Source organism: Bradyrhizobium sp. 139, assembly GCF_023074175.1.
Classification (GTDB): domain Bacteria; phylum Pseudomonadota; class Alphaproteobacteria; order Rhizobiales; family Xanthobacteraceae; genus Bradyrhizobium.
The window spans coordinates 21,196-45,742 of sequence record NZ_JADPKS010000103.1 but is presented as its reverse complement, the minus strand read 5'-3'; the positions used below and the strand labels follow the sequence as shown (position 1 = coordinate 45,742).

General features: G+C 63.7%; 18 protein-coding genes and 4 pseudogenes. 10 read left to right on the top strand and 12 right to left on the bottom strand.

All coding sequences use genetic code 11. From position 1 onward, the window contains the following. Positions 1-87: 87 nt before the first annotated feature. The gene (locus IVA80_RS22705; protein WP_247435494.1) at positions 88-870 is read right to left on the bottom strand and encodes an enoyl-CoA hydratase/isomerase family protein; all 783 of its coding nucleotides are present in this window, start codon (positions 868-870) and stop codon (positions 88-90) included. A 135-nt stretch (positions 871-1,005) separates the two neighbouring features. Then, positions 1,006-3,096 (bottom strand): molybdopterin-dependent oxidoreductase, encoded by a 2,091-nt coding sequence (locus tag IVA80_RS22700; protein WP_247435489.1) that lies wholly within the window; start codon positions 3,094-3,096, stop codon positions 1,006-1,008. Between the two features lie 234 nt (positions 3,097-3,330). On the opposite strand from IVA80_RS22700, the gene IVA80_RS22695 reads away from it, so the two are divergent. Genes IVA80_RS22695 through IVA80_RS22680 form a run of 4 tightly spaced genes read left to right on the top strand, consistent with a single transcriptional unit; the run spans position 3,331 to position 7,612 of the window. Next, complete coding sequence (locus IVA80_RS22695) at positions 3,331-4,302, top strand: tripartite tricarboxylate transporter substrate binding protein (RefSeq protein ID WP_247435485.1); 972 nt, start codon at positions 3,331-3,333, stop codon at positions 4,300-4,302. Positions 4,303-4,317: 15 nt separating this feature from the next. Beyond that, positions 4,318-4,788, top strand: coding sequence for a (2Fe-2S)-binding protein (locus IVA80_RS22690; protein ID WP_247435482.1), 471 nt, complete (start codon positions 4,318-4,320; stop codon positions 4,786-4,788). After that, positions 4,785-6,917 (top strand): molybdopterin cofactor-binding domain-containing protein, encoded by a 2,133-nt coding sequence (locus IVA80_RS22685; protein WP_247435479.1) that lies wholly within the window; start codon positions 4,785-4,787, stop codon positions 6,915-6,917. Before IVA80_RS22690 ends, IVA80_RS22685 begins: the two co-directional genes overlap by 4 nt. Further along, positions 6,914-7,612: a substrate-binding domain-containing protein gene (locus IVA80_RS22680; RefSeq protein ID WP_247435476.1), complete on the top strand. Its 699-nt coding sequence runs from the start codon at positions 6,914-6,916 to the stop codon at positions 7,610-7,612. The genes IVA80_RS22685 and IVA80_RS22680 overlap by 4 nt, the downstream gene beginning before the upstream one ends. 15 nt (positions 7,613-7,627) lie before the next feature. Here the strand turns inward: IVA80_RS22680 and IVA80_RS22675 are convergent, their stop codons facing one another. The 4 genes from IVA80_RS22675 to IVA80_RS22660 all read right to left on the bottom strand — a co-directional run bounded on the left by IVA80_RS22675 (position 7,628) and on the right by IVA80_RS22660 (position 11,322). Next, on the bottom strand, positions 7,628-8,434 hold the full coding sequence (locus IVA80_RS22675; protein ID WP_247435473.1) for an SDR family oxidoreductase: 807 nt from the start codon (positions 8,432-8,434) through the stop codon (positions 7,628-7,630). 22 nt (positions 8,435-8,456) lie between these two features. After that, positions 8,457-9,749, bottom strand: coding sequence for a TRAP transporter large permease (locus tag IVA80_RS22670; protein ID WP_247435470.1), 1,293 nt, complete (start codon positions 9,747-9,749; stop codon positions 8,457-8,459). After that, positions 9,740-10,288, bottom strand: a complete 549-nt coding sequence (locus IVA80_RS22665; protein WP_247435467.1) for a TRAP transporter small permease — start codon at positions 10,286-10,288, stop codon at positions 9,740-9,742. Before IVA80_RS22665 ends, IVA80_RS22670 begins: the two co-directional genes overlap by 10 nt. A gap of 62 nt (positions 10,289-10,350) precedes the next feature. Beyond that, complete coding sequence (locus IVA80_RS22660) at positions 10,351-11,322, bottom strand: TRAP transporter substrate-binding protein (protein ID WP_247435465.1); 972 nt, start codon at positions 11,320-11,322, stop codon at positions 10,351-10,353. A gap of 606 nt (positions 11,323-11,928) precedes the next feature. On the opposite strand from IVA80_RS22660, the pseudogene IVA80_RS22655 reads away from it, so the two are divergent. After that, positions 11,929-12,712, top strand: a pseudogene (locus tag IVA80_RS22655) (cyclase family protein). Positions 12,713-12,718: 6 nt separating this feature from the next. Here IVA80_RS22655 and IVA80_RS22650 read toward each other — a convergent pair. Next, positions 12,719-13,444 carry a Crp/Fnr family transcriptional regulator gene (locus IVA80_RS22650; protein WP_247435462.1) on the bottom strand — a complete coding sequence of 242 codons (726 nt, stop codon included), beginning with the start codon at positions 13,442-13,444 and terminating at the stop codon, positions 12,719-12,721. Positions 13,445-13,939: 495 nt separating this feature from the next. On the opposite strand from IVA80_RS22650, the pseudogene IVA80_RS22645 reads away from it, so the two are divergent. Next, positions 13,940-14,212, top strand: a pseudogene (locus tag IVA80_RS22645) (phage holin family protein); the annotation flags it as partial. Between the two features lie 8 nt (positions 14,213-14,220). Here IVA80_RS22645 and IVA80_RS22640 read toward each other — a convergent pair. Continuing rightward, positions 14,221-16,914 (bottom strand): bifunctional acetate--CoA ligase family protein/GNAT family N-acetyltransferase, encoded by a 2,694-nt coding sequence (locus IVA80_RS22640; protein ID WP_247435456.1) that lies wholly within the window; start codon positions 16,912-16,914, stop codon positions 14,221-14,223. A 68-nt stretch (positions 16,915-16,982) separates the two neighbouring features. After that, positions 16,983-17,253: pseudogene (locus IVA80_RS22635) on the bottom strand (universal stress protein); the annotation flags it as partial. Between the two features lie 252 nt (positions 17,254-17,505). Here IVA80_RS22635 and IVA80_RS22630 point away from each other — a divergent pair. The 3 genes and pseudogenes from IVA80_RS22630 to IVA80_RS22620 form a co-directional block, all read left to right on the top strand. Further along, positions 17,506-19,029, top strand: coding sequence for a bifunctional aminoglycoside phosphotransferase/ATP-binding protein (locus IVA80_RS22630; RefSeq protein ID WP_247435453.1), 1,524 nt, complete (start codon positions 17,506-17,508; stop codon positions 19,027-19,029). Positions 19,030-19,054: 25 nt separating this feature from the next. After that, a complete protein-coding gene (locus IVA80_RS22625; RefSeq protein ID WP_247435451.1) occupies positions 19,055-20,029 on the top strand; it encodes a CHAD domain-containing protein in 975 nt (324 codons plus the stop codon). A gap of 45 nt (positions 20,030-20,074) precedes the next feature. Then, a pseudogene (locus IVA80_RS22620) lies at positions 20,075-20,254 on the top strand (BON domain-containing protein); the annotation flags it as partial. Positions 20,255-20,278: 24 nt separating this feature from the next. Here the strand turns inward: IVA80_RS22620 and IVA80_RS22615 are convergent. The 3 genes from IVA80_RS22615 to IVA80_RS22605 form a co-directional block, all read right to left on the bottom strand. Further along, positions 20,279-20,743, bottom strand: coding sequence for a RidA family protein (locus IVA80_RS22615; protein WP_247435448.1), 465 nt, complete (start codon positions 20,741-20,743; stop codon positions 20,279-20,281). 15 nt (positions 20,744-20,758) lie between these two features. Beyond that, the gene (locus IVA80_RS22610) at positions 20,759-22,450 is read right to left on the bottom strand and encodes a benzoate-CoA ligase family protein (RefSeq protein WP_247435445.1); all 1,692 of its coding nucleotides are present in this window, start codon (positions 22,448-22,450) and stop codon (positions 20,759-20,761) included. A gap of 149 nt (positions 22,451-22,599) precedes the next feature. Further along, positions 22,600-23,118: a MarR family transcriptional regulator gene (locus IVA80_RS22605; RefSeq protein ID WP_247435442.1), complete on the bottom strand. Its 519-nt coding sequence runs from the start codon at positions 23,116-23,118 to the stop codon at positions 22,600-22,602. 250 nt (positions 23,119-23,368) lie between these two features. On the opposite strand from IVA80_RS22605, the gene IVA80_RS22600 reads away from it, so the two are divergent. Continuing rightward, the gene (locus IVA80_RS22600) at positions 23,369-24,544 is read left to right on the top strand and encodes an ABC transporter substrate-binding protein (protein ID WP_247435438.1); all 1,176 of its coding nucleotides are present in this window, start codon (positions 23,369-23,371) and stop codon (positions 24,542-24,544) included. Positions 24,545-24,547 lie beyond the last annotated feature (3 nt).

Here is a 24,547-nt window from a genome sequence, read left to right as displayed (position 1 = left end):
ATTCTATCGTATCGCCTTCTGGGTCCCGGCTCTGCGGCACAACGCGAGGGCGTTGCGCCGCGTCCGGGACACGAGAGGAGCGCCCCCTTACCGTCCAGTCCAGACCGGCTTGCGCTTCTCGCCGAACGCCTTCAGGCCCTCCTTGGCGTCCTCGGTCATCGCCAGCAACGCGATCTGGCTTTCGGTGTAGGCGATGCTCTCGTCGAACGACATCGAGGCAATGGCGCGCATGGCATATTTGCCGCGGCGGATCGCGGTCGGGGATTTGTCGACGATGCGGCCGATCAACCAATCGACCTTCGTATCCAACTCGGATGTCGGAACAACGTAATTCAGGAGGCCCGCTCCTTGCGCCGCTTTCGCGTCGAACGGCTCGCCCGTGAGCGCCCATTCGTTGACGAGGCGGGGCGGCGCGATGCTCTGCAACAGGCTCAGCACCTGCATCGGGAATACGCCGACCTTCACCTCTGGCAGACCGAAGACGACGTGTTCGGCAGCAATCGCCATGTCGGTCATGCACAACAGGCCCATGCCGCCGGCCATGCAGACGCCACCAACGCGCGCAATCGCCGGCTTTGTCGCATTCTGCGACAACCGCAGCAGATCGGCATAATCGACATTCGGCTTGGAATGGTCCATCGCAAAAGCCGCGGCGGAATTTTGCAAATCGGCGCCGGCGCAGAACGCCTTGTCGCCCGTACCCGTCAGCACGATGACGCGGACGTCCTTGTCGTCATGCGCGTCGCGATAGCCTTTGGTGATGCCGGCGATGACCTCGCCGTTCAGCGCGTTGCGTTTCTCCGGCCGATTGATGGTGATCCAGAACGCCTGCCCACGCTTTTCGGTGATGATTGCTGTGGTTTCGCTCATGGCACGCTCGCTTCCTTGCTCCCGTTTGGCAGCCATTTGCGGCAGCTCGTGCGGCAGGCGCAAGGGCAATCTGCAGCGAGGCGCCGCTTTAGCGCCTCGACACAAATTTGCCGGCGATCGAAGCGCAAGCGCGCCTTAGGCCGAGACCGCTTTCCGGACCCAGACCTTGTTGTCGTGGAATGCAGCCCCGCCGATCGGCGCGATCGTATCCGCTCCGGTCAGCATGTTGATGCCGCGGCCACCGATATGGTTCTTGTTCGGATGAACGGATTCCGCAATCAGCACGCCACGCCGCACGCCCTCGAACAGTGTGGCAATCAGCATGGTCTCGCCGCGGGAATTGCCAAGCGTCACCGCATCGCCGTCGGCGATGTCGAGTGGGGCCGCATCCAGGGGATGGATCATCACGCTCGCTCTGCCCTCGCGCGCCTGCGAGGACGGGGTCTCGTTGAAAGTAGTGTTGAGGAAGCTGCGCGAGGGACTGGTCGCCAGCCGGAACGGATGGGCTTGATCAGTATGCTCGATCACCGCCCAATGGTCCGGCAACGACGGCATCTTGTCGAAATCGCCCATCGTCTGGCCGAACGGGGGATGCGCCCAATCCGCCCTGAAGTGGAATTTCTTGTCCGCATGGGCGAAACCGTCGAGATAATGCGCGGTGCGGAAGTCCGGTTGCAGGTCGCGCCAGAGATCAGCTTCGAGGCCGGCGATATCGCCGTGGTCGCTCAGCTTCAGGGTTGCGTCGATCAGTTCGCGCGGTGTCATCTCAAAACCCGGATGCTTGGCGCCGAGCCGCGGCGCCAGCGCCTGCATGACCTCGTGGTTGGAGCGGCATTCGCCGGGCGGATCGATCAGCTTCGGACCCACCGAGATGTGCTGATGGCCGCCGCCGTAATAGAGATCGTCATGCTCCATGAACATGGTCGCCGGCAGCACGATGTCGGCCATCTCAGCCGTCTCGGTCATGAACTGCTCGTGCACCGCGACGAACAGATCCTCGCGCGAAAAACCCTTCCGGACCAGCGCCTGCTCCGGTGCCACCGTCATCGGATTGGTGTTCTGGATCAGTATCGCCTTGATCGGACCCTTGCCGTGCAGGGCCTCGGCATCGCCGGTGAGGATGCGGCCGATCTGCGACTGGTCGAGCGCGCGCGTGGCCCTATCGATCGCGTCATGGCCCTCGATGATGGATTCGTTGAAGTGCCACAGCGCGTAATTGTTGAAGAAGGCGCCGCCGCCTTCATATTGCCAAGCGCCGGTCACCGCGGGAACGCAGAGCGCCGCATGCATTTGCGTGGCGCCATTGCGCGAGCGAGTGAAGCCGTAGCCGAGCCGGAAGAAGGTCCGCTTGGCCTCGCCGACCAGTTTCGCAAAGGCCTCGATCTCGGACACCGGCACGCCCGAGATCGCGGACGCCCATTCCGGTGTGCGCGCTTTCAGATGCGCCTCGAGCTCATCAGGGCAGTCGGTGTATTTGTCCATATAGGCGTGGTCGGCGTAGCCATCGCGGAACAGGACATGCATCACGCCGCACGCGAAGGCGCCGTCGGTGCCGGGCCGCAGGATGACCTTGATATCAGCCTGCTTCATGGTCTCGTTATCGTAGATGTCGACCGCCGCGATCTTGGCGCCGCGCTCCTTGCGCGCACGCGCGGCGTGCGTCATCACATTGACCTGCGTGTTGACGGGATTGGTGCCCCAGATCACCACGAGGTCGGAGCGCGCCATCTCGCGCGGATCGACGCCGGCAATCTTGCCGGTGCCGATCGCGAACCCGATGCGCCCGACATTGGCGCAGATGGTCTGATAGAAGCGCGAATATTTCTTCACATGCGTGAGGCGATTGAGGCCGTCGCGCATCACCAGCCCCATCGTGCCGGCGTAGTAATAGGGCCAGATCGATTCCGCGCCGAACGCGCGCTCGGCTTGATTGAAGCGATCCGCGATCTCGTCCAGCGCCTCGTCCCAGGAAATCCGCGCGAACTGCCCGGAGCCCTTCGGCCCGGTGCGGCGCATCGGATACATCAGCCGCTCGGGGTGATGGATGCGCTCGGCGTAACGGGCGACCTTGGCGCAGACGACGCCAGCCGTGTAGGTCTGCTTTTTCGAACCTCGGACGCGGCCGATGCTGCGGCCTTCGACCACCTCGACATCGAGAGCGCAGGCCGATGGGCAATCATGCGGACAGGTCGAATGGCGGATTTCGATCTTGGCGTGCTGGTTCATGTCCCAGTTCCTAACACCAAAATACCGGCCAGCCGAGGGCATTTATCCGGCAATGCCCATGCGATTTGCTCAGATCACGTGCGCTGCCGGTTCCTGCCGCGACCGCGAAGAGCGGTGCGGACACACCGAAAGCCGCCCGATATTCCTCACACGATCGGCTTTGTGAGCCGTCGACAGTCCGCATCTCCAGCCGCTACATTGCCGGCTAACAAGAACGACAACAGGGAGGTGGGCATGACGGCCCGAAGATTGATGCTGGCGCTCGCCGGCCTGCTCGGCGCATTCTCCGCAGCCCCCTCATTCGCACAGGATTATCCCGCGCACGCGGTGCGGATCATCGTGCCCTTCGGCGCCGGCGGCCCGGCTGACGTCGCGGCCCGGTTGATCGGCAACGTGCTCCAGGAGAGCCTTGGCCAGCCCTTCGTGATCGAGAACCGCACCGGTGCCGGCGGCGTCATCGGCACGGTCGAAGCGGCGAAGTCGCCGGCCGACGGCTACACGCTGTTGATGATGTCCAACACCCAGACCGCGAACGAATCGCTGCTGACGCCGGACAAGCGCAAATACGAGCTGATGCGCGACCTCACGCCGATCGCCCCGGTGAACTACTCCGATCTCGTCATCGTGGTGAACTCGCAGGTTGCAGCGAAGACGCTGCAGGAGTTCATCGCGCTCGCCAAATCGCAGCCAGGCAAGCTGAACTACGCCTCCTCCGGCCAGGGCACGCCCTATCACATGGCGGGCGAGCTATTCAAAGCCATGGCCGGCATCGACGTGGTCCACGTACCTTACCGCAACAGCGGCGAGGCGCGCAGCGGTGTGATCGGTGGACAGGTGCAGATGATGATCGATGCGGTCCCGGCGATGGCACCGAACATCGGCGAGAACCACGTCCGCGCGCTCGCGACCACCGGCAAGCAGCGCTCCGCGGTGCTGCCCGGCGTGCCGACCGCTGGCGAGGCCGGTGTGTCCGGCTATGAGGCAACGATCTGGCTCGGCCTGATGGCACCGGCCGGCACGCCCAAACCGGTCATCGACAATCTCAATGCCGCCGTGAATGCGATGGTGAAGCGGCCGGACATCGTCAAGCTCTGGACCGAGCAGGGCGCCGTCCCCATGTCAATGATGCCGGAGCAGTTCGAAAAATTCCTGCGCGGCGATATCGAGAAATGGGCCGATGTCGTCAAGAAATTCGACAAGTCCTGAGGCCGTAGATCAACAATGCCCATCATTCAATTCCAGCTCAACGGCGCGGCCATAGCCTTGGATGCCGATCCGGATCACACCCTGCTTGATGTGCTGCGCGCCCGGCTCGGCATCACCAGTTCGCATTTCGGCTGCGGGGCCGGCGAATGCGGCGCCTGCTATGTCATGGTCGGCGACCGCGCGATGGCCTCCTGCGACATGCCGATGTGGTCGGTCACGGACAAGGACGTGGTCACGGTCGAAGGTCTCGGCACGGCCGAGCAACCGCATCCGCTGCAACGCGCCTTCATCTCCGAACAGGCGATGCAGTGCGGCTATTGCGTCTCGGGGATCCTGATCAGCGCGGCGGCGCTGCTGAAGCGCAATCCGTCGCCGACGGAGGCCGAGGTCAGAGCGGCGCTCGATCGCAATCTGTGCCGCTGCGGATCGCATAATCGCATGGTCCGCGCCGTGCTGCGCGCGGCAGCGGAGATGGCGCCGTCATGAGCGCGCCGTCCCCTGCCCCGAAACTGCCGGTCAGCCTCATGGCGAATCCAAAACTGTCATCGTGGGTGAAGTTCACCGGCGAAGGCCGTGTGGCGATCTCGCCCGGCAAGGTCGAGATCGGCCAGGGCATCGTCACGGCGCTGGCGCAGATCGCGGCGGACGAGCTCGATGTGGATATCATCCGGATCGAGATGATCCGCGCCTCGACGGCGACCAGCCCGAACGAAGGCGTCACTTCGGGCAGCCTGTCGATCCAGCAATCCGGCCGCGCGCTGCGGCACGTCTGTGCCGAGGTGCGCCAGCGCTTCATCGCTGCAGCATCTGAACGTCTCGGCGTCGATGCATCGCTGCTCGATGTCGACGACGGCACGATCTCGGGTCCAGGCAACGTCAGGACCAGCTATTGGGAACTGGCTGGCGATATCTCCCTGGACCACGACGCCACCGCGGGCGCTGTGGCGAAGGCCGCTGCCACACGCGGTGTGGCAGGACATTCGGTCCAGCGGGTCGACGTTCCCGACAAGGTGTTCGCGCGGCCGCGCTTCATTCACGATTGTGCACTGCCGGGCCTGGTGCACGGACGGGTGCTGCGGCCTGACATCTCGGGCGCCAAACTGATCGCGCTCGACGAGACGGCTGCGCGCGCCGTTCCCGACCTCGTCGCGATTGTCCGCGACGGCGGCTTTGCCGGCGTGGTTGCCGAGCGCGAGGCTGCGGCGGAAGCTGCACTGAAAGCCTTGCGCAAGGGCGCAACATGGTCGGCCGGCGAGCCGCTGCCCGACGAAGACGATCTCGCGGGCTTCCTGAAGCGCCAGCCGGTCGAAACGACCGTCATCGACACCAGAACAGCGACAACCACCAAGAAAGCTGCGCGCATCCTCCGCCGGCAATACACCCGTCCCTACATCGCACATGCCTCGATCGCGCCGTCCTGCGCCATGGCGCAATGGGACGGTGATCGCGTCCATGTCTGGACGCATAGCCAGGGTGTCTACCTGCTGCGCGCCGATCTCGCGATCGTGCTCGAGCTGCCGGCCGAGAACATCGTCGTCGAGCATATGGAGGGCGCCGGCTGCTACGGACACAATGCGGCCGATGACGTCGCACTCGATGCCGTGCTGCTGGCCAAAGCCGCCGGTGGCCGTCCGGTTCGGGTGCAGTGGTCGCGCCATGACGAGATGTCTCACGCGCCATTCGGCGCGGCCATGGCGATCCAGATCGAGGCCGATCTCGATGCCGACATGGAGATCGTGGGCTGGCGCCATACGATCAGGAGCAACGGTCACGCCGCGCGGCCGGGACGCGCGGCGCAGCCCGCGCTCCTGGCCGCATCCGAGATTGCGAACCCTTATCCCCGCCTGATCTCGACGAATCCGGCAGCGGCCAATGGCGGCGGCGGCGACCGTAACTCCGTCCCGCTCTATGATCTCCCGGCCTGGACCATCACGAGCCACCGGCTGCTGACGATGCCGGTGCGCACCTCGGCACTGCGGACCCTGGGCGCGCAGGGCAATGTATTCGCCATCGAGTCCCTGCTTGACGAGATCGCCGTCCTGCGCGGCGAGGACCCGATCGCGTTTCGCCTTCGGCATCTCCGCGACGAGCGTGCCAAGGACGTCATCCGCGCCGCGGCGAGACGCGCCGCATGGAAGCCGCAAAAGCGATCCGGCGTGGGCCATGGCGTCGGCTTCGCCCGTTACAAGAACACGGGCGCCTATTGCGCCGCGATCGCCGAGATCGAAGGCGCAGACGACATCCGCGTGAAACGGTTGACGCTTGCGGTCGATGTCGGCGAGGCCGTCAATCCGGATGGCATCATCAACCAGATCGAGGGCGGCGCGATCCAGGCCACGAGCTGGGTGCTGAAGGAGCGTGTCCGCTTCGACCGGACGCGCATCACATCGACGTCCTGGACGGACTATCCGATCCTGACCTTCAGCGAGGTGCCGGCGGTGGATATCGAGATCATCCAGCGGCCGGAGATCGATCCGGTCGGCGCCGGCGAAGCCGCCCACGGCCCGGTGACCGCGGCGATCGCGAATGCGGTCTTCGATTGCCTCGGCGCGCGCGTGCGCGACCTGCCCATCACGCGCGACAAGATCATTGCAGCCATGGAGCTTGCATCGTGACGACAGTGAGCATTTTGAGCGGCGGCGCGGCGCAAGGCCTGGTGCGCGGCCTCACCGACTCCTTCAAGGTGCAGACCGGCTGCGGCATCGACGGCGAATTCGGCGCGGTCGGCATCATGGCCGACAAGCTGCGCGCGAGCACACCGGCCGACCTCGTGATCCTGACGAAGGCGCTGCTCGCAAAGCTTGCCGAGGAGCAACTCGTAATTTCCTCCTCGATCGCAGATATCGGTCGGGTCGAGACCGCGCTGGCGGTCCGCAGCCGCGATCCCAGAGTGGCGGTGAAGACCGAAGCCGATTTGCGCGAGGTGCTGCGGGGCGCCGATGCGATCTTCGTTCCGGATATCAAAGCGTCGACGGCGGGACAGCACGTCGCAAAGGTGCTGGATCAGCTCGGCATCGCCTATGAGGTTGCTTCCCGCCTCAAGATCTATCCGAATGGCGCGACCGCGATGCGGGAGCTTGCGGCGTCCACCGCGACGAGACCGATCGGATGTACGCAAGCGACCGAGATCATCGCGACCGACGGCATCGCGCTATCAGGGGCACTGCCCCCGGGCTACGAGCTCGTGACGATGTACACGGCGGGCGTGACGGCGAGGGCCGCACATCCGCAAGAGGCGGCCGCGCTGATCACGTTGCTGACCGGTGCGGACCAGAAGGGGCTGCGCCAGCGCGTGGGCTTTGTCGGCTAGATACGGGTGGCCGCTCTATTTTTGCAACTGGGTGAGGCCGGTCGGCGGGCCATCGACGGCGGTCCAGCCGCCGTCGACGAACAGCGTGCTACCGCTGACATAACTTGCGGCATCCGAAGCGAGATAGGCGACGGCGGTGGCGACCTCGTCGGCGCTGCTCCAGCGGTTGAACACGGTGTGGCCGGCGTAGAGATTGTAGATATCGGGACGTTGCTTGAACGGCCCGGTCAGCGCGGTCTCCGCGATGCTCGGCGCGATCGCGTTGACGCGCACGCCGGAGCGACCGACCTCGGAGGCAAAGCCCTTCACCAGCAGGCCGATGGCGGCCTTGGTCGAGCCGTAGACGCCAAGGCCCGGCTCGATCGTCACCGCGCGCACCGAGGAGCAGGCAATGATGCTGCCGCCCTTCTGCTCGACCATGATGCGGCCGAAGGCCTGGAAGAACCAGACCGTGCCCTTGACGTTGAGGTTAAGGACGCGGTCGAGATCCTCCTCGGTGTAGTCGAGGATGGTCTTGCGGATGTTGAGCCCGGGCGTCGTCACCGCGATGTCGAGCCGCGAAAGTTTCTGCATCACGGTTTTGGCCAGCGCATTGACCTCCGCCGCGCTCGCGGCGTCGCACGGAGCAGCCTCGGCCCAGCCGCCCTTGTCGCGAATGCCGGCGGCGGTCGCTTCGGCAGCATCAAGCGCGCGATCGGCGCAAATGACACGGGCGCCGAGCCCGGCCAGCGCCTCCGCAGACGATTTGCCGATGCCCGATGCGGCGCCGAGCACCACGGCCGTCTTGCCGGTGAGATCGAAGAGCTTGCGATAGTCAGTCACGGACAGATTCTCCCTGTTGCTGCTATCCCTTGTAGCCCATCAGCAGGCGAGGCAGCCACAGCGAGAAAGCGGGGACGTAGGTCACGAACATCAGAGCTGCGATCAGGGCGGCGTAGAACGGCAGGATGGTGCGCATCACCGCGCCCACCGAGATGCCGCCGATGGCGCAGCCCACGAACTGCGTTGTTCCGACCGGCGGGGTGTTCAGCCCCAGGGCGCAGTTGATCAGCATCAGCATGCCGAACTGCACCGGATCCATGCCGGCCTTCATCGCGATCGGCAGGAAGATCGGGGTGCAGATCAGGATGGTCGCGGCCATGTCCATGAAGGTGCCGAGCACGAACAGGATGACGTTGATGAGCAGAAAGATGGCCCAGGGCTGCGAGGACACCTTGCTCATCATTTCGCCGGCAAGGTCGGCCACTTCGTAGAGCCCCATCAGATACTGGAACATGGTGGAGACGCCGATCAGCAGCAGCACCACGCCCGTCGTCTTCACCGCCTTCGCGGCTGCGCGCAGGAAGTTGCTCCAAGTCATGGTACGGTAGATGAAGAAGGTCAGCAGGATCGTGTAGGTGACCGCGACGGCCGCGGATTCAGTTGCAGTAAAGACGCCGGACAGAATGCCTGTCAGGATGATGCCGACGATCAGCAGACCGGGCAGAGCAGCCGCGAACGAGCGAAAAACCTCGGCCCAGCCCGGAAACTTGCCGGCCGGATAGCCTCGCTTCACCGCGACTGCGTAAGCGGCGACCAGCATGCACACCATCAGCACCAGCGCCGGCAGGAGGCCGGCGGCGATCAGCGCGCCGATCGACACCTTGCCGCCGGCGGCCAGGGCATAGATGATCATGTTGTGGCTGGTCGGCATCAGCGCTCCGACCAGCGAGGCATGAGTGGTGACATTGACGGCATAGTCGGTGTCGAAGCCCTCCTTCTTCATCATGGGGATCATCACGGCCCCCATCGCCGAGACGTCGGCCACGGGCGAGCCGGATACGCCGCCGAACAGCGTGCAGGCGACCACGTTCGACATGCCGAGCCCACCGCGGATGTGCCCGACGAGATTCTTGGCAAGTTGCACGATCTTGTCGGCGACGCCGCCATGCAGCATCAGCTCTCCGCTGAAGACGAAGAACGGGATGGCAAGGAAGGAGAAGATGTTCATCCCCGACATCATCTGCTGGAAGATGACGGCGACCGGCAGGCCTTCGTAGAGGATGGTGCAAATCGCCGAGAGGCCGATCGCGAAGGCCACCGGCACGCCGAGGATCAGGAAGCCGAAGAAGGAGGCGCCGAGAATGATCAATTCCATGAGGGGACGACCTCCTCGCCGCGCAGGAGAGCAATGATGTGCTCGATGGAAAAGGAGACGATCAGGACGCCCGATGCGATCAGCGGTACGTAGCGGATGACCTCAGGCAGGCCGAGATTGGGAATTTTCACGGTTCCGACCGACGCCCCGAGTATCCAGCCATTGTACGCCATCGCAATACCAAACCCGGCCACGAGAACGTGGATCACGAGTTCGATCTTCTCCCGGGTGTGATCCGGAAGCATCACCAGCAAACTATCCATGCCGATGTGCCCGGCGTCGCGCACGCCGACGGCGGCGCCGATCAGCGTGACATACAGGATCAGGACCAGAGCAAGGTTCTCCGTCCAGGTCGGGCTGGAATTGAGCACGTAACGTCCGAACACCTGGTAGAACACGATGGTGACGATGACGAGCAGGCCGGTCACGGACAGATACATGCCCGCGCGTGCGACGACGGCATTGATCCGGGACAGCAAGCCGATCGACGGGCGTGCCGGTGCGCCCTGCTCGTGACTTGCGACGTGTGGGTCTGTCATCCGCGCCTCCTTGCAAGGGTCCGGTGTCACCTCGCGGCGCCGCCGGACCCGACGCTGCGGTCTTACTTCGTGTCCTGGATACGCTTGACGAGGCTCTGCAGCTTTTCATCAGCGGCGAACTTCGCGTAGACCGGCTTCATCGCGTCGACGAATTCCGCCTTGTTCGCGATCGTAACGACCTGAACGCCGGCGGCTTCGACGATCTTGCGCGACGCCTGCTCACGCTCGTCCCAGAGCTTGCGCATGACCGGCACCGATTCCTTGGCTGCCTTGCGGATCATCGCCTGATCCTCCTTGCTCAGCGTGTCCCAGACCTTCTTGGACATCACGAGAACTTCGGGCGCCAGGGAGTGCTCAGTGACGTTGTAGAACTTGGCGGCCTCGAAATGGCGCGAGGATTCGTAGGAAGGCCAGTTGTTCTCGGCAGCATCCACCAGGCCGGTCTTGAGAGCGGTATAGACCTCGCCATACGGCATCGGCGTCGGGTTGGCCCCGAGGCTCTGGATCATGCCGACCCACAGATCGGATTGCTGGACGCGAATCTTCAGGCCCTTGAGGTCCGCGAGCGACTTGACCGGTGCCTTGACGGTGTAAATGGACCGTGCGCCGCTGTCGTAATAGGCAAGGCCCACCAATCCTGCGGGCTCCATGGCCGCCAGGATCTCGTCGCCGATCGGCCCGTCAAGGACCGTGCGCATGTGCTGCGTGTCCCGGAAGATGAATGGCAGACACAACGCGATGGTTTCCGGCACGAAGTTGTTCAACGGCGATGCGTTGATCCGCATCATGTCGAGTGCGCCGATCTTCAGCTGCTCGATGGTGTCCTTCTCGGAGCCCAGGGCTCCATTGGGAAACACCTTCACGCCGAGCTTGCCGCCGCTCGCCGTCGCGAGCTGCTTGCCCATAAATTTGACGGCTTCGACGGTCGGATAATCGGCGGGGTGGATGTCGGCCGAGCGGAAATCGCGTGCGGTCGCCAGGGGCGCTGAGACCGCCAGTGCAGCGGCTGCGATGATACCAACGAGTGTCTTCATCTGGGCTTACCTCCTGAGTTGATTATGTCGTTGTCGGGCAGTTTCTGCGGGCCGCCTTGGGTCGCTCCACTTCAGGTGCGAAGTCAAGCGCTACAACCGACCTTGGTAGGATTGCGTGACGGAGTCGAGCGGATTTGGCTGATTGATGATCTCCGCCCCGGAAAGCGCGACTTCATCGCGCCACCCCAGGCGGGAGCTGCGCGGCAAGTACCGGTCCCCTGCAATCCCGCCTCGCCGTCGGCCAATGCCGGACGCGAGGTGACGATGCTCGTTGTATCCATGGACGTTCCTCTGGTTTTGTGCTCGGCCGCTATTGGTTGCGGCTTTGAGGTTCTGACGAGACGATCGCCCCGTCCTATGCGACGCGCTGCATGGGGGCGATGTCGCCAATGTCGTCCCTAGGGCGGACGGCATTCTGAGTCCAAGCCAAATCCAGCATCGATCGATGCTGGAGTTGCATCGATCGACCTGACGGCGCCCTGAGAAAGCAATCGGCGGGGGGACGGTTTTTTCCGAAAGCCCCCGCACCGGCGCGTTACTTGACGCTGCCGGTGCGGCCCCCTCAAGATGCGTCAAAACAGAACGGTCCGTTTTGAGGAAATGCCCATGCCACGGAAGCTCATCGATATCTCCGTGCCGCTCCGAAACGACGTGACGGCCGATCCGCCGGGCAATCACCCGACAATCCAATATATCGATCATCAGCAGGGCCTGCCGCGCATGCTGCAGTTTTTCGACGGGCTCAAGGCGCAGGATTTGCCGGATGGCCAGGGCTGGGCCGTCGAACAGGTTTCGCTGTCCACCCACAACGGCACGCATCTCGACGCGCCCTGGCATTTCCACCCGACCATGAACCGCGGCGAGCGGTCATGGACCATCGACGAGGTGCCTCTGGAATGGTGCCTTCAGCCCGGCGTGAAGCTCGATTTCCGGCATCTGCCTGACGGGTACGTGGCGACCGCCGACGATGTCGGGGAAGGAGCTGAAGCGCATCGGGCACACGCTGTCGCCGCTGGAGATCGTCGTCATCAACACCAGCGCCGGCGCCAAATTCGGCCAGGCCGATTACGTCAACTCCGGATACGGCATGGGCTATGAGGCCACCATGTATCTGCTCGAACGCGGCGTGCGGCTGACCGGCACCGACGGCTGGAGCTGGGACGCGCCGTTCGTCTACACCGCGAAGAAATATGCAGAAACAAGAAATGCCGACCTGATCTGGGAAGGCCACAAGGCAGGACGACACATCGGCTATTGCCATCTCGAGAAGCTGCACAATCTCGACAAGCTGCCTTCGACCGGATTCACGGTCTCATGCTTCCCGGTGAAGATCGAGCGAGCGTCCGCAGGCTGGACCCGAGCGGTCGCCATCATCGACAATCAGGTCTGAGGCTCACTAGCCGTCGAGGCCGCTGTCGGCGAGGCCGCGCAGCGCATCGATATCCAGCACGACGATCGCGCCGTGCTCGAGGCGAACCCAGTTGCGTCCGGCCCAGACGCGCAATTGCTTGTTGATGCTCTCGCGCGTCATGCCCACCATCTCGCTGATCTCCTGCTGCGTGATGGCGAGCGTGCCGCTGCCGGAGTCGAGCTTGCGCTCTTCGGTGAGACCGAGCAGTGCGCTCGCAAGCCGGCCCGGCAGGTTCTGCAGGATCACCTGTTCGACCTGCTGGCTGGTCCAGCGCAGGCGCGCGCAGAGCAGCTCGATGAACTTCATCGCCAGCGCTGGCTGGCTCTTCACGAATGGCAGAAAGTCACGGCGGTCGATGATGTAGAGTTCGCAATTGGTGTTGGCGGTCGCGTCGGCCGAGCGCGGCGCACCGTCGAGAACCGCGATCTCGCCAAAGATTTCTCCCGGACCGATCAGATTGAGAAGGGCGTTCCGGCCGTCAGGCGACGAAGAGGAGATCTTCACTGTTCCCTTGATCACCGCGAACAAATTGTTGCCGGGATCGCCCTTGGCGGCGATGGTCGCGCCCCGCTTCACGGTGGTGTGCTTGGCGTAGCGGCAGAGCTGATCGAGCGCTTCCGGCTCCAGATCCGCGAAGATCGGGTGCTTGCGCAGCACCGATAGTTTGTTGCCCGCAGCTTGTCGGGGGTCGCCGGTCTTGTCCTGAGGCACGCCGCTGGGCTCCTAAGACTACGAGGCACTGGAGTTCCTGCGTAGTCAGTGTTGCCAGGCTTTTCAACCGGAAAGCATGCGCGCGGTTTTGGACAAATGCCGCAAAAATGCCGTGGCCGGGCTCGCAGGTCGCACCCGAAGGATGCGCGATGCACGTGGATCGATGCAGAGTTGCAGGCGGCGCAAGTCGCGATTGCGTTGAGGCGCTGCCCAACGGCCAGGAGCCGGCCGGACGAGCGTCGGCGATAGCCGTCCAGACGAGGCTATGATCTCCGAGCTTTGCGCTTGGAATCTGGGTCGAGCCGGCTTGGGCTGGTTTGTCGGTCCGTCCAAGCCAGAGCTGCGGCGAAGTGACGAAAGTCGCCACGACGGCAATGGTCAGCAGCGACGCATCCGTAGGCATCATGCTCCTCCCAGCTTATTTGAGGGCATTATTTGCGGCAGACGGCCAGTGTCATTGATCGGCGGCTCATCGGAAGTGGAACCGTGTCCGACATCAATTTCGCCATCGCGGCGTTTCTCTTCATCGTTGCCGGCCGTCCTCCATCCGGCCGCGACATCGAACTCGCCGACGAAATTCACGGCGCATCCATCGAAGCTTTACAGCTCGAGGCGCGGGCGCTCCAGGTCCAGGTGCCAGCCGCAGTCCACCATCCGCTCAGCACAGTCGTGCCGGTGCTGGTGCCGCTGATCGCGATCATCATCAAGAGCCTGCGAGCGACGGCCCGGGACTCCGCCGCTGCAAATTCGGCTGAAGCGCGCTCCTAGCGACGCGCTCAGAGCTTCAGCCTGACGTCGCAAATATCAGGCTCGGCGGGATCCGGCTTCACCTCAAAACCAAGCTGTCGGCACATCTCGAGCATCACGGTGTTCTCCTGGAGCACGTCGCCCGAGATGACCTTCAACCCTTCCGATTTCGCATAGTCGATGATCAGCTGCATCAGGGTCCATCCGAGCCCCCTGCCCTTGAGGTCCGACCGCAGCAGGATCGCGTATTCGCCACTCTCATAGACCGAGTCCGAATGGAGCCGGACCACGCCGACCATCTCGCTGGTGGCTTCGTCGAATGCGATGAAGGCCATCGCGCGCGCATAGTCGAGCTGGGTCAGGCGCGCGATGAACTCGTGGGTGAATTCCTTCATCGGCGCGAAGAAACGCAGGCGTAGGTCGTGCGCCGTGACGTGACGCAGGAATTCGTGGATGGTCGGCTCGTCCTCGGGACGCAAGGGCCGCACGAAGATTTGCCAATCGTCCTTCAGCGCCAGGCGGCGCTCCCACTGCGACGGATAGGCCCGGACGGCGAAATTGGCCGGGCCGGAGCCAGCGAATTTCCGCTGCGGCCGTCCCACTGCGACGCGGGTGTCGACCGCGGTCACGCCGGTCTCGTCCGCAAGCAGTGGGTTGATATCGAATTCACGGATCTCGGGAACGTCGGCCGCCATCTGGGCGAGCTTGACCAACACCATCGCGACGGCATCCTGCTCGACGGCGGGTACGTCCCGATAGGCATTCAGCAGCCGTGATACGCGCGTGCGGCCGATCAGGTCGCGGGCGAGCGGCAGATCGAGCGGTGGCAGCGCCAGTGCCTTGTCGTTGATGATCTCGACCGCCGTCCCGCCCCGGCCGAAGACGACGACGGTGCCAAAGGTGGGATCGTCGGCAAGACCCAGGATCAGCTCGCGCGTCTTCGCCTTGACGACCATCGCCTGCACGATAACGCCCTCAATGCGGGCTTCAGGACGGTGCTTCCTCGCACGCGCGAGAATGTCGGTGGCAGCCGCGCGTACGCCCTCCGGCGTGGTCAGGTTGAGGACGACGCCGCCGACGTCCGACTTGTGGACGATGTCGCGCGACATGATTTTCAGCACGACTGTGGCGCCTTGCGTGAACATCTCGCTAGCGTAGGCGACCGCCTGCTCGACGTCGGCCGCGGCATGAGTCGGTACCATCGCAATATCATAGGCTTCGAGCAGGTGCTTGATCTCGACGGGCTCGAGCCATTTGCGGCCATCTGCAATCGCAGCGGTCACGATCTGCCTAGCGGCCTTGGCGTTAGGCACGAACGTATCCGGCATCATCGGAGGAACCTGGCTGAGCTCCTCGACGACCTCGCGGTGCCTGACAAGATACATGAAGCCGCGCACCGCATCGTCTTCGGTCGGATAGTTGGGGATGCAGGCACTTGACAGCGTCTCGATGATGGCCCGGTCGGCGCCGACCCAGGCGGCGAGCACCGGCTTGGCCCAACTGCGATGCTCCCGGCGATACGTCCTGACGCGTTCGGTCACGGTCGTCGCGATCTCGGCGGCCGAGGCAATCGCGGTCTGCACGTTGAGCACCAGGACCGCGTCGTTGCCGGGATCGGCGAGCAGCACCTCCAGCGCCGCGGCGTAGCGGGAGGCATCGGCGTCGCCGACGATGTCGACGGGATTGGCACCGGACCAGGTCGGCGGCAGCACCGCGTCTAGATTGCTTCGCGTCTCAGTCGACATGGCTGCGGGAATTCCGCCAAGCTCGACCAATCGATCGACGGCGAGGACGCCGATGCCGCCGCCATTGGTCAGGATAGCGAGGCGCTTTCCGGTCGGCGACTCGACGCGGCCGAGCGTCTCGGCGCAATCGAACAGCTCGCGCAGATCGGAGACCCGCAGAACGCCTGCGCGGCGGAACGCCGCGTCATAGACAGCGTCGGCGCCCGCGAGCGCGCCGGTATGGGTGGCGGCCGCCTTCGCACCCTGCGCCATGCGGCCGGACTTCACCACGACGACCGGCTTGACCCGCGCCGCTGCACGTGCCGCCGACATGAACTTGCGCGCGTCCTTGATGGCTTCAATATAGAGCAGGATCGCGCGGGTATTGTGATCCATCGCGAAATAATCGAGCAGGTCGGCAATATCGACGTCGATCTGATCGCCGATCGTGACAACGCCGGAGAAGCCGGCGCCGCGTTGCGCAGCCCAGTCCACCATGCCGGCGGCGATCGCGCCCGATTGGGAAATCAGCGCGAGACTTCCCGCTCCGGGCATGTGCGCGGCGAAACTGGCATTGAGGTTGACGCCGGGCATCATGATTCCGAGGCAGTTCGGCCCAATCAGCCGCATACCGTATTTGCGTGCCGCGGCGATTGCGGCCTCGTGCAGGGATCCCGGTCCGTGACCGAGTCCGGCCGAGACGATCAGTGCGCCGGCCGAGCCTCGACGTCCGGCCTGATCGATGATGCCGGGAACCTCTCGCGCAGGCGCGGTGATGACCACGAGCTCGGGCACGAAGTCCAGCCTGTCCAGACGCTTCACCGCAGCGACGCCGCCGATCTCGGCATGGCGCGGATTGACGAGGCCGAGTTGTCCCTTGAATTCGGCCTTGCGGATGTTCTCGAGCACCGCACGCCCCACGGAGACGGGGCGCGCACTCGCGCCGACGAGCGCGACCGAATGTGGCGACAGCAGATTCTTCAGGCGATAGGTGGACATGACAGCAAATGCGCCCGGTCGTGGCGGTTCCGATGGATCAATATGAGGCCGATAGACTGGCGATGAGCCTAGTGCGAGATCATAACCCAGCACGGTGGCTGGCCAATGACGGTCTTTGTCACACCACCCCAGACGAGCTCGTTCAGGCGCGAATGATGGTAGGCACCCATTATGATCGCATCCACGGCGTGGGAATTCGCCCAGCTTCCGAGCACTCGCTGTTTCAAACGAGGCGTAGACCCCGTGTTCCCTCAGATGGTCGACGAGCGCGGTTCCGGATTGCACCATCGCATCGGTCTGGTCGTCCGCCACCGTGAGCACCCGGACGGATGTCGCAGCCACGCATTTCTCGATCGCCACAAGGCCGGCCCGCGCGGCTGGCCGACAAGCGGCAGAAAGACGTCCTTGATGGGCATCGGGATTCTCCTTGCCGATCAAGATAGGCCGCCTTTGGCCGAGATCCTCAAGGCAGGGGAACATCGCGCAGTAGCGCGACGACAGGCCTTGATGGAAGACAAGGACTGGCCCCGGTCCGCCCCTAAGGGTTAGCCTGTTGCCTGACCGCAGACGCATCTGGAAATGCTCGCAGAGATGACGGACGATTTTGCCACCCAGGAACGGATCTTCCAAACTCTGAGCGCATCTCCCGGCGTGAAGCGGATCGACACGCACGCAGCTTCGGTGCTTCTGGACGGGACACACGCGCTGAAGATCAAGCGGGCCGTCAAGTTTCCGTTCCTCGACTATTCGACGCTCGAAAAGCGCAAGGCAGCCTGCGAAGAGGAGATCAGGATCAACCGGCCGCTCGCGCCGCAAATCTATCACGGTGTCGTGGCGATCACGGAGGAGCCGGATGGATCAATCAAGATCAACGGTCGCGGTCGGCCGATCGAGTATGCGGTCGACATGTACCGCTTGGACGAAAACCGGACGCTGGACCATCTGGCAAAGGCCGGCCCGCTGGACGTGGAGCTGGCCCCGGCCGTCGCAGATGCGATCGCAGCATCGCATGCGAGAGCGCCGGTCGCAGATGGCGCTGCGTGGATTACGTCCATTCCTGCTCTGATCGATGGCAACAGCACCGGCCTGCGCAACGGTGATCATTTCGAGGCAGCCGAGGTTGATCAGCTTGGTGAAGCCTCACACCAGGCACTCCTGCGCGTCCGCGCCACGCTCGTGGAGCGCGCCAGCGAAGGCTTCGTGCGCCGCTGTCACGGCGATTTGCATCTTGCCAATATCGTGCTGATCGACCGGCAGCCTGTCCTGTTCGACGCGATCGAATTCGACGCGCAAATGGCGACTGTGGACGTGCTCTACGATCTTGCGTTCACGCTGATGGACCTGCTGCGCCATGACCAGTCGGTCGCGGCCAATGCCGTCCTGAACCAGTATCTGATGACGGCGCCCGACGAAACTCTCGATGCCCTGGCTGCACTGCCACTCTTCATGTCCATTCGCGCGGCGATCCGCGCACAGGTGGCGCTGGCGCGGCTGAGGCAGCCCGATGCTGAGGGCTCCGACATTCTCGATGAGGCGCGCCGCTATTTCGAGCTCGCTCGGGCGTTGATCCTCCCCCCCGCCCCTCGGCTGATTGCGGTTGGAGGACTGTCGGGCACCGGAAAATCCGTGCTCGCCCGCGCGCTGGCGCCCATCGTGGTGCCGCAACCGGGCGCCGTCGTGCTGCGCAGCGACGTCATTCGCAAGCAATTGCTTCAGGTGGGACACACCGAGCGGCTGCCACCGTCCACATACCAGCCTGAGGTCACGGCGCGCGTCTATGAGGCGCTGATGCAGCGCGCCCGGCAGGTGCTGGCGCAAGGCCATTCTGCAATCGTCGATGCCGTCTTTGCAAGCGAGGCCGAACGGGACGACGTGGCCGCCCTGGCTCGCGCGTGCGGCGTGCCACTTAAGGGCCTATTCCTGGTTGCGGACCTCGCGACCCGGCAGGCGCGAATCGGAAGCCGCCGGGGAGATGCATCCGACGCCACGCAAGAGGTTGCCGCGCAGCAAGAGCACTATAATATCGGCCATGTCGATTGGGCGACCATCGATGCATCCGGGACACCAGAGCAGACGCTCCAAAGCTGCCGGGACGCGATCGCTGACGGCAAATAAGGCAATCTGATTGGCGCGGGCAAGGATGTCGCGACCCAGCACGAGCTCGACGGCTGCCGCGCTCGCCAAGCCGGCGGCGCGGCGCAATGCTCTGCCCGGCCGACTCAGCCCCCGCATGGCCTGCGATACGGCGTTCCGGATCATCGCCCGCCGTCACCTCGATGCCGTCCTCGCCCAGCACGACGGCACATGCCGCGGCGATCCCGACGCGCTGCATCAGATCCGGATCGCGCTGACGCATCTGCGCACCGCGATTCGCTTCTTTTCGCCGATGGTCGACGACGCGCTGCGGCCGAAGGTCTGGGCCGAACTGAAATGGCTGAACAGCCAGCTCGGCATGGTACGGGACCTCGACGTGGCGATCGAACGCGTCGTCGCCGAGAGCGGCGACGAACTCGCCGTGATTGCCGAGCTCCAGCACTGGGACGAAAAGCGCGCGGAGAGCCACCGCCTGCTGGCGCGCGCGTTGCAGTCTGCACGGTATCGCCGCATGGTCGAGCAAACCGCGACCTGGATCGAGAGCGGCCCCTGGTCGACCGGGCGGAGCAAGGAGGCCATCAGGCTACGCCGCTGCTCACTCGCAGACCACGCGACAGCGCGGCTGACCGAGTGGGAAAAGACACTGCTCAAGCAAGCCCGGAAGCTCGGCAAGCTCAACGTCGAAAAGAGGCACAAGCTGCGGCTTCTCAACAAGCGAATGACGTATTCGATAGAGTCGCTGGAGGACCTGTTCGCAGACAAATTGCTCACGAAACAGAAGTCGATCCTCAAGCAATTGCGCAAGGCGCAAAAGTCCCTCGGGCAGCTGAACGACGATGCGCGAGGGCAAGCCCTGGCAGTGTCATTGAACGAGGCCGTCCCCGAGGCGGGCATTCGCTTCCTCAACCGCAGGCGCGAGAAGATGCTGTTGCGAACTGCCTCGACGGCCTACCGGAGACTGGACAAGGCAAAGCCTTTCCGCTCTTCAGACCTCGCGCCGAATTCGGGGCCCGAGGACTAGGTGCGGGCCAGCCCTGCTTGACTTGGGTCCAATCAGTTTCCCGCCGTCCGCGACGGGATCGTTCACCTCAGCGGCGTCATCACGGAACAACGGGCGCGGCAGGCCGCGGCCGCCGAGAACGTCGAAGGCGTGAAAAAGGTGCACGACCATCTGTGCTGGGTCGACACCATGTCGGGCGTCTATCTGGACTCTCCAGAGGACGACGATCTCGCCAAGGCGAGCTGAAGCTGGCCGCAGCCAGAACGAAGATTAGTGCGGAATGACGGCGGTGGCTTCGATCTCGACGCGCGCCGCCTTCTCGACGAGGCGGACGACCTGCACCAGCGCCATCGCAGGATAGTGTGTGCCGAAGGCGGCACGGTAGATCTTGCCGAGCTCCTTCAGGTTCGTCAGGTACTCTTCCATGTCGACCACGTACCAGGTCAGGCGCACGAGGTGCTCAGGCCGTGCACCAGCCTCCGCCAATATCTCGGCGATGTTGCTCAGGGTCTGGCGCACCTGCCCGACAAAGCCTTGCGCGAGACGCTGCTCGGCATCCCAGCCGATCACGCCGCCTGTGACGACGATGCGCCCCACGGCGGCCAGGCCGTTGGCATAGCCTTTCGGTAGCGGCCAGCCAGACGGCTGGAGCACCTGCGCCCTGGAGCCGATTTCGTCCTCGGCTGCTGTCGGCAGCACCGCGAGGTGAGAGCCTTTCGGCGTCGTCACGGACAATTCTCTATCCTTCTCTCATTCCGCCGCAACGCCCGAAGACGTCACTGCGGCCTGCGCCAATTGCCGCAGGGCAAATCGCTTCAACTTACCGGTCTCGGTCTTCGGCAGTTGCGTCACGAACTCGATCGCGCGCGGATATTTGTAAGGCGCAATCTCACGTTTGACATGCTCCTGCAACTCGGCTGCGAGCTGAGCGTCCGGCATCACACCGGGTGCGGCAATGACATACGCCTTCACGACCATACCACGCGCATCGTCAGGCGCACCGACGACCCCGCACTCGACAACGGATGGATGCGTGAGCAACGCCGCCTCCACATCCGTTCCCGCGATGTTGTAGCCGGCCGACACGATCATGTCGTCGGAGCGCGACTGATACCAGAAATAGCCGTCGCTATCCATCAGATAAGTATCGCCGGTGATGTTCCAGCCGTTCTGGACGTATTTGCGCTGCCGCTCGTCAGCGAGATAGCGGCAGCCGGTCGGCCCGCGCACGGCGAGCCGCCCCATCGCGCCAGGAGGCAGGACATTTCCATCATCATCGACGATCTTGGCCTCATAGCCCGGTACCGGCTTGCCCGTCGCACCGGGGCGGATCTCGTCCTCGGTCGCGCTGATGAAGATATGCAGCATCTCCGTCGAACCGATGCCGTCCATCAGCTTGATGCCGGTCGCATTCAGCCATGCATCGAATGTCGGCTTGGGAAGGGTCTCGCCGGCAGAGACGCATTTTCGCAGCGAGGAAATGTCTCGACCTGCGAGCTTGCTGATCATGGCGCGATAAGCGGTCGGCGCGGTGAAGCAGACCGAAGTCTTGTACTGCTCGATCGCAGTCAGGATGTCATCGGGCGTCGTCTTCTCCAGCACGACGAAGGAAGCGCCGATATGCATCGGAAACAGAACGCCGCCGAATCCGAAAGTGAAGGCGAGCGGCGCCGAACCGACAAAGCGATCCTTCTGCTCCGCCCTCAAGATGTTGTGCGCATAGCCGTCGCAGACCGCCAGCATGTCGCGGTGGAAATGCATGGTGCCCTTGGGATCGCCCGTCGTGCCCGATGTGAAGGCGATCAGGCAGATGTCATCGGAGGCGGTATCGACCGCCTTGAACTCAGCACTTGCATCCACCATCAGCGCCTCGAGCGAGTCGCCGGCGTCGTTGCCCCAATACACCACGTGCTTGAGACCGGGCGCCGCCGCTTTCGCCTTCTCTATCTCCTCTGAGAGTTTTCCATCGCAAAGCGCGATCGTGATCTCCGCCTTCTGGATCGGATAAGACAGCTCCTTGGCGCGTAAGAGCGGCATGGTCGCCACGACGATGCCGCCAGCCTTGATCACAGCGAGATAGGTCGCGACCATCATCGGATTGTTGGCAGAGCGCAGCAGCACGCGTTCGCCGGTTACGAGACCGAGCTTGCGAACCAGCACGTTGGCAATGCGGTTCACGAGCGCTTGCAACTCGCGATAGGTGTAGCTGACGGCGGGACTGATGACGCAGGGCTCGTCGCCGTGGCCCTGCTCGACCCAGCGGTCGACAAAATAGCTGACGCAGTTCAATCGCGGGGGATAGCGCAGCTCCGGCCGCGTGAAGATGAATTCGGGCCAGAACTCTCGCGGCGGCAGATGCTGCCGCGCGAATGTATCGACGTGGGCCGTCGCGGCGTTGCCGTCATCCGAGCCCGACACTTGAACCTTGGCGGCGTTGGCCATCGCACGCTCCTTTGCGCATGGAAAGCACCCGGCAGCACTATCTGGGAAACATTTTAGGCTTAAAGCAATTCGGCGCAATAGCGGATTTTGGGCACCCCACGCATTTTCCAGCGGCAAGGTGGGGCTGGCGGAGTGTCCCGCTGGCGGACCTACGGCCGGCGGCGACCGGCCGATTTCTGCGCCGACGCCTTTGTCTTGGCAAGGAGCCGCATCAATTCGCGGACATCTTTCGGGGTCAGGTCGGCGAAGAGATCGGCAATCCAGGTCTCGTGCTCGGCAGCCATCCTGCGGAACTCGGCGCGACCCAGCTTTGTGAGGCGGATCACCTGGACGCGGCGGTCTGTCTCAGAGGTGCGCCGGTCGAGATGGCCCGATTCCACGAGACGTTCGACGAGGCCGGTGACGTTGCCGTTGGATACCATCATGCGCTTGGAGACGTCGGACAGCGTCATGCCGTCGGGCGCCTTGTCGAGCTGCGCCATCAGGTCGAACCGGGGCAGCGTGACGTCGAAGCGCTGTCGCAGGCGACCGCGGACTTCGCCCTCGATCAGAGTCGTGCAGGTCAAGAGGCGCAGCCACAGCCGCAGCTCTTCGGCGTGATCCTCCGGAGTTTCGACGGCCTTGGTCTCGGAATCGAGCATGTTGATGCAGTCACTCACGGCCGGCATTGGCGCCCGGCACGGATTGCCAATGTTTTGAGCTTCAAATAAATCGAGCCCGGCTGCAACCCTAAAGCCGCAACAATCGACCGCATGCCGATTTCTTTAGGCTTCAAATAATGGCGCGGCGCTTGCATGCGCCGCTGCCCGCAGGATGACGACGCCTTGAGCTTTGCTTGCCGCGGCAGCAATCATCGGCATAAACTTGGATTGGAGTAGCGGCTTGCAGCGCAAGACCGATCGTCACGGGGGACAGATCATGAAGACGCAAATGACATTGGCCGCAGCCGTCTTGCTGCTTGGCACCGCGGTGAGCCCTTCCCTCGCCCAGGAGAAGATCAAGCTGGGTGTGATCGTGACCCTGTCGGGACCCGCCGCCGCGCTTGGCCAACAGGTCCGCGACGGCTTTGCGCTGGGGGTGAAGGATCTCGGCGGCAAGATGGGCGGCCGCGATGTCGAGGTCGTCGTGGTTGACGACGAATTGAAGCCGGACGCAGCGGTAACCAAGGTCAAAGGCCTTCTGGAGCGCGACAAGGTCGACTTCGTGGTCGGCCCGATCTTCTCCAACATTCTTCAGGCAATTCACCGGCCCGTCACGGAATCGAAAACCTTCCTGGTCAGCCCCAATGCGGGTCCGTCAACCTTTGCCGGCAAGGACTGTAACCAGTTCTTCTATGTGACGTCGTACCAGAACGATCAGGTCCACGAGATCCTCGGCAAGGTGGCGCAGGATCGCGGCTACAAGCGGATGTATCTGATGGTGCCGAACTACCAGGCCGGCAAGGACTCGGTTGCCGGCTTCAAGCTCGACTACAAGGGCGAGATCGTCGAGGAATCCTATATGCCGCTGAACACGCTGGACTTCCAACCGGAGCTTTCAAAAATTTCATCGCAGAAGCCCGATGCGCTCTTCACGTTCATGCCGGGGGGCCTCGGCGTCAATCTTGTGAAGCAGTACCGGCAGGCAGGCCTTGCCGATAGCATTCCGGTGCTCTCGGCTTTCACCGTCGATGAATCGACCCTGCCGGCACAGCAGGACGCCGCGGTCGGCATGTTCGGCGGCGCGAACTGGGCGCCCAATCTCGACAATCCCCAGAACAAGAAGTTCGTCGCCGCCTATGAGGCCGCCTACAATGGCGTGCCCGGCACCTACGCCTTCCAAGCCTATGACGCCGCGATGCTGATCGACAGCGCGATCAAGGCCGTCAAAGGAGATCTCTCAAACAAGGACGCGGTTGCGGCCGCCCTGAAGAAGGCCGATTTCACCTCGCTGCGCGGCGCCTTCAAGTTCAACACCAACGGCTATCCGATCCAGGACTTTTACCTGACAAAGGTCGCCAAGCGCCCGGACAGAAAATTCCAGACCGAGATCGTCCAGAAGGTCTTTGAGAACTACGGCGACCGCTACGCCAAGGACTGCAAGGCGGCGAACTAAGCC

Coding starts and splice junctions, on each gene's coding strand:
- IVA80_RS22705 (WP_247435494.1), bottom strand. CDS start 870: ATGAGCGAAACCACAGCAATCATCACCGAAAAGCGTGGGCAGGCGTTC.
- IVA80_RS22700 (WP_247435489.1), bottom strand. CDS start 3,096: ATGAACCAGCACGCCAAGATCGAAATCCGCCATTCGACCTGTCCGCAT.
- IVA80_RS22695 (WP_247435485.1), top strand. CDS start 3,331: ATGACGGCCCGAAGATTGATGCTGGCGCTCGCCGGCCTGCTCGGCGCA.
- IVA80_RS22690 (WP_247435482.1), top strand. CDS start 4,318: ATGCCCATCATTCAATTCCAGCTCAACGGCGCGGCCATAGCCTTGGAT.
- IVA80_RS22685 (WP_247435479.1), top strand. CDS start 4,785: ATGAGCGCGCCGTCCCCTGCCCCGAAACTGCCGGTCAGCCTCATGGCG.
- IVA80_RS22670 (WP_247435470.1), bottom strand. CDS start 9,749: ATGGAATTGATCATTCTCGGCGCCTCCTTCTTCGGCTTCCTGATCCTC.
- IVA80_RS22665 (WP_247435467.1), bottom strand. CDS start 10,288: ATGACAGACCCACACGTCGCAAGTCACGAGCAGGGCGCACCGGCACGC.
- IVA80_RS22660 (WP_247435465.1), bottom strand. CDS start 11,322: ATGAAGACACTCGTTGGTATCATCGCAGCCGCTGCACTGGCGGTCTCA.
- IVA80_RS22640 (WP_247435456.1), bottom strand. CDS start 16,914: ATGTCCACCTATCGCCTGAAGAATCTGCTGTCGCCACATTCGGTCGCG.
- IVA80_RS22630 (WP_247435453.1), top strand. CDS start 17,506: ATGACGGACGATTTTGCCACCCAGGAACGGATCTTCCAAACTCTGAGC.
- IVA80_RS22625 (WP_247435451.1), top strand. CDS start 19,055: ATGTCGCGACCCAGCACGAGCTCGACGGCTGCCGCGCTCGCCAAGCCG.
- IVA80_RS22610 (WP_247435445.1), bottom strand. CDS start 22,450: ATGGCCAACGCCGCCAAGGTTCAAGTGTCGGGCTCGGATGACGGCAAC.
- IVA80_RS22605 (WP_247435442.1), bottom strand. CDS start 23,118: ATGCCGGCCGTGAGTGACTGCATCAACATGCTCGATTCCGAGACCAAG.
- IVA80_RS22600 (WP_247435438.1), top strand. CDS start 23,369: ATGAAGACGCAAATGACATTGGCCGCAGCCGTCTTGCTGCTTGGCACC.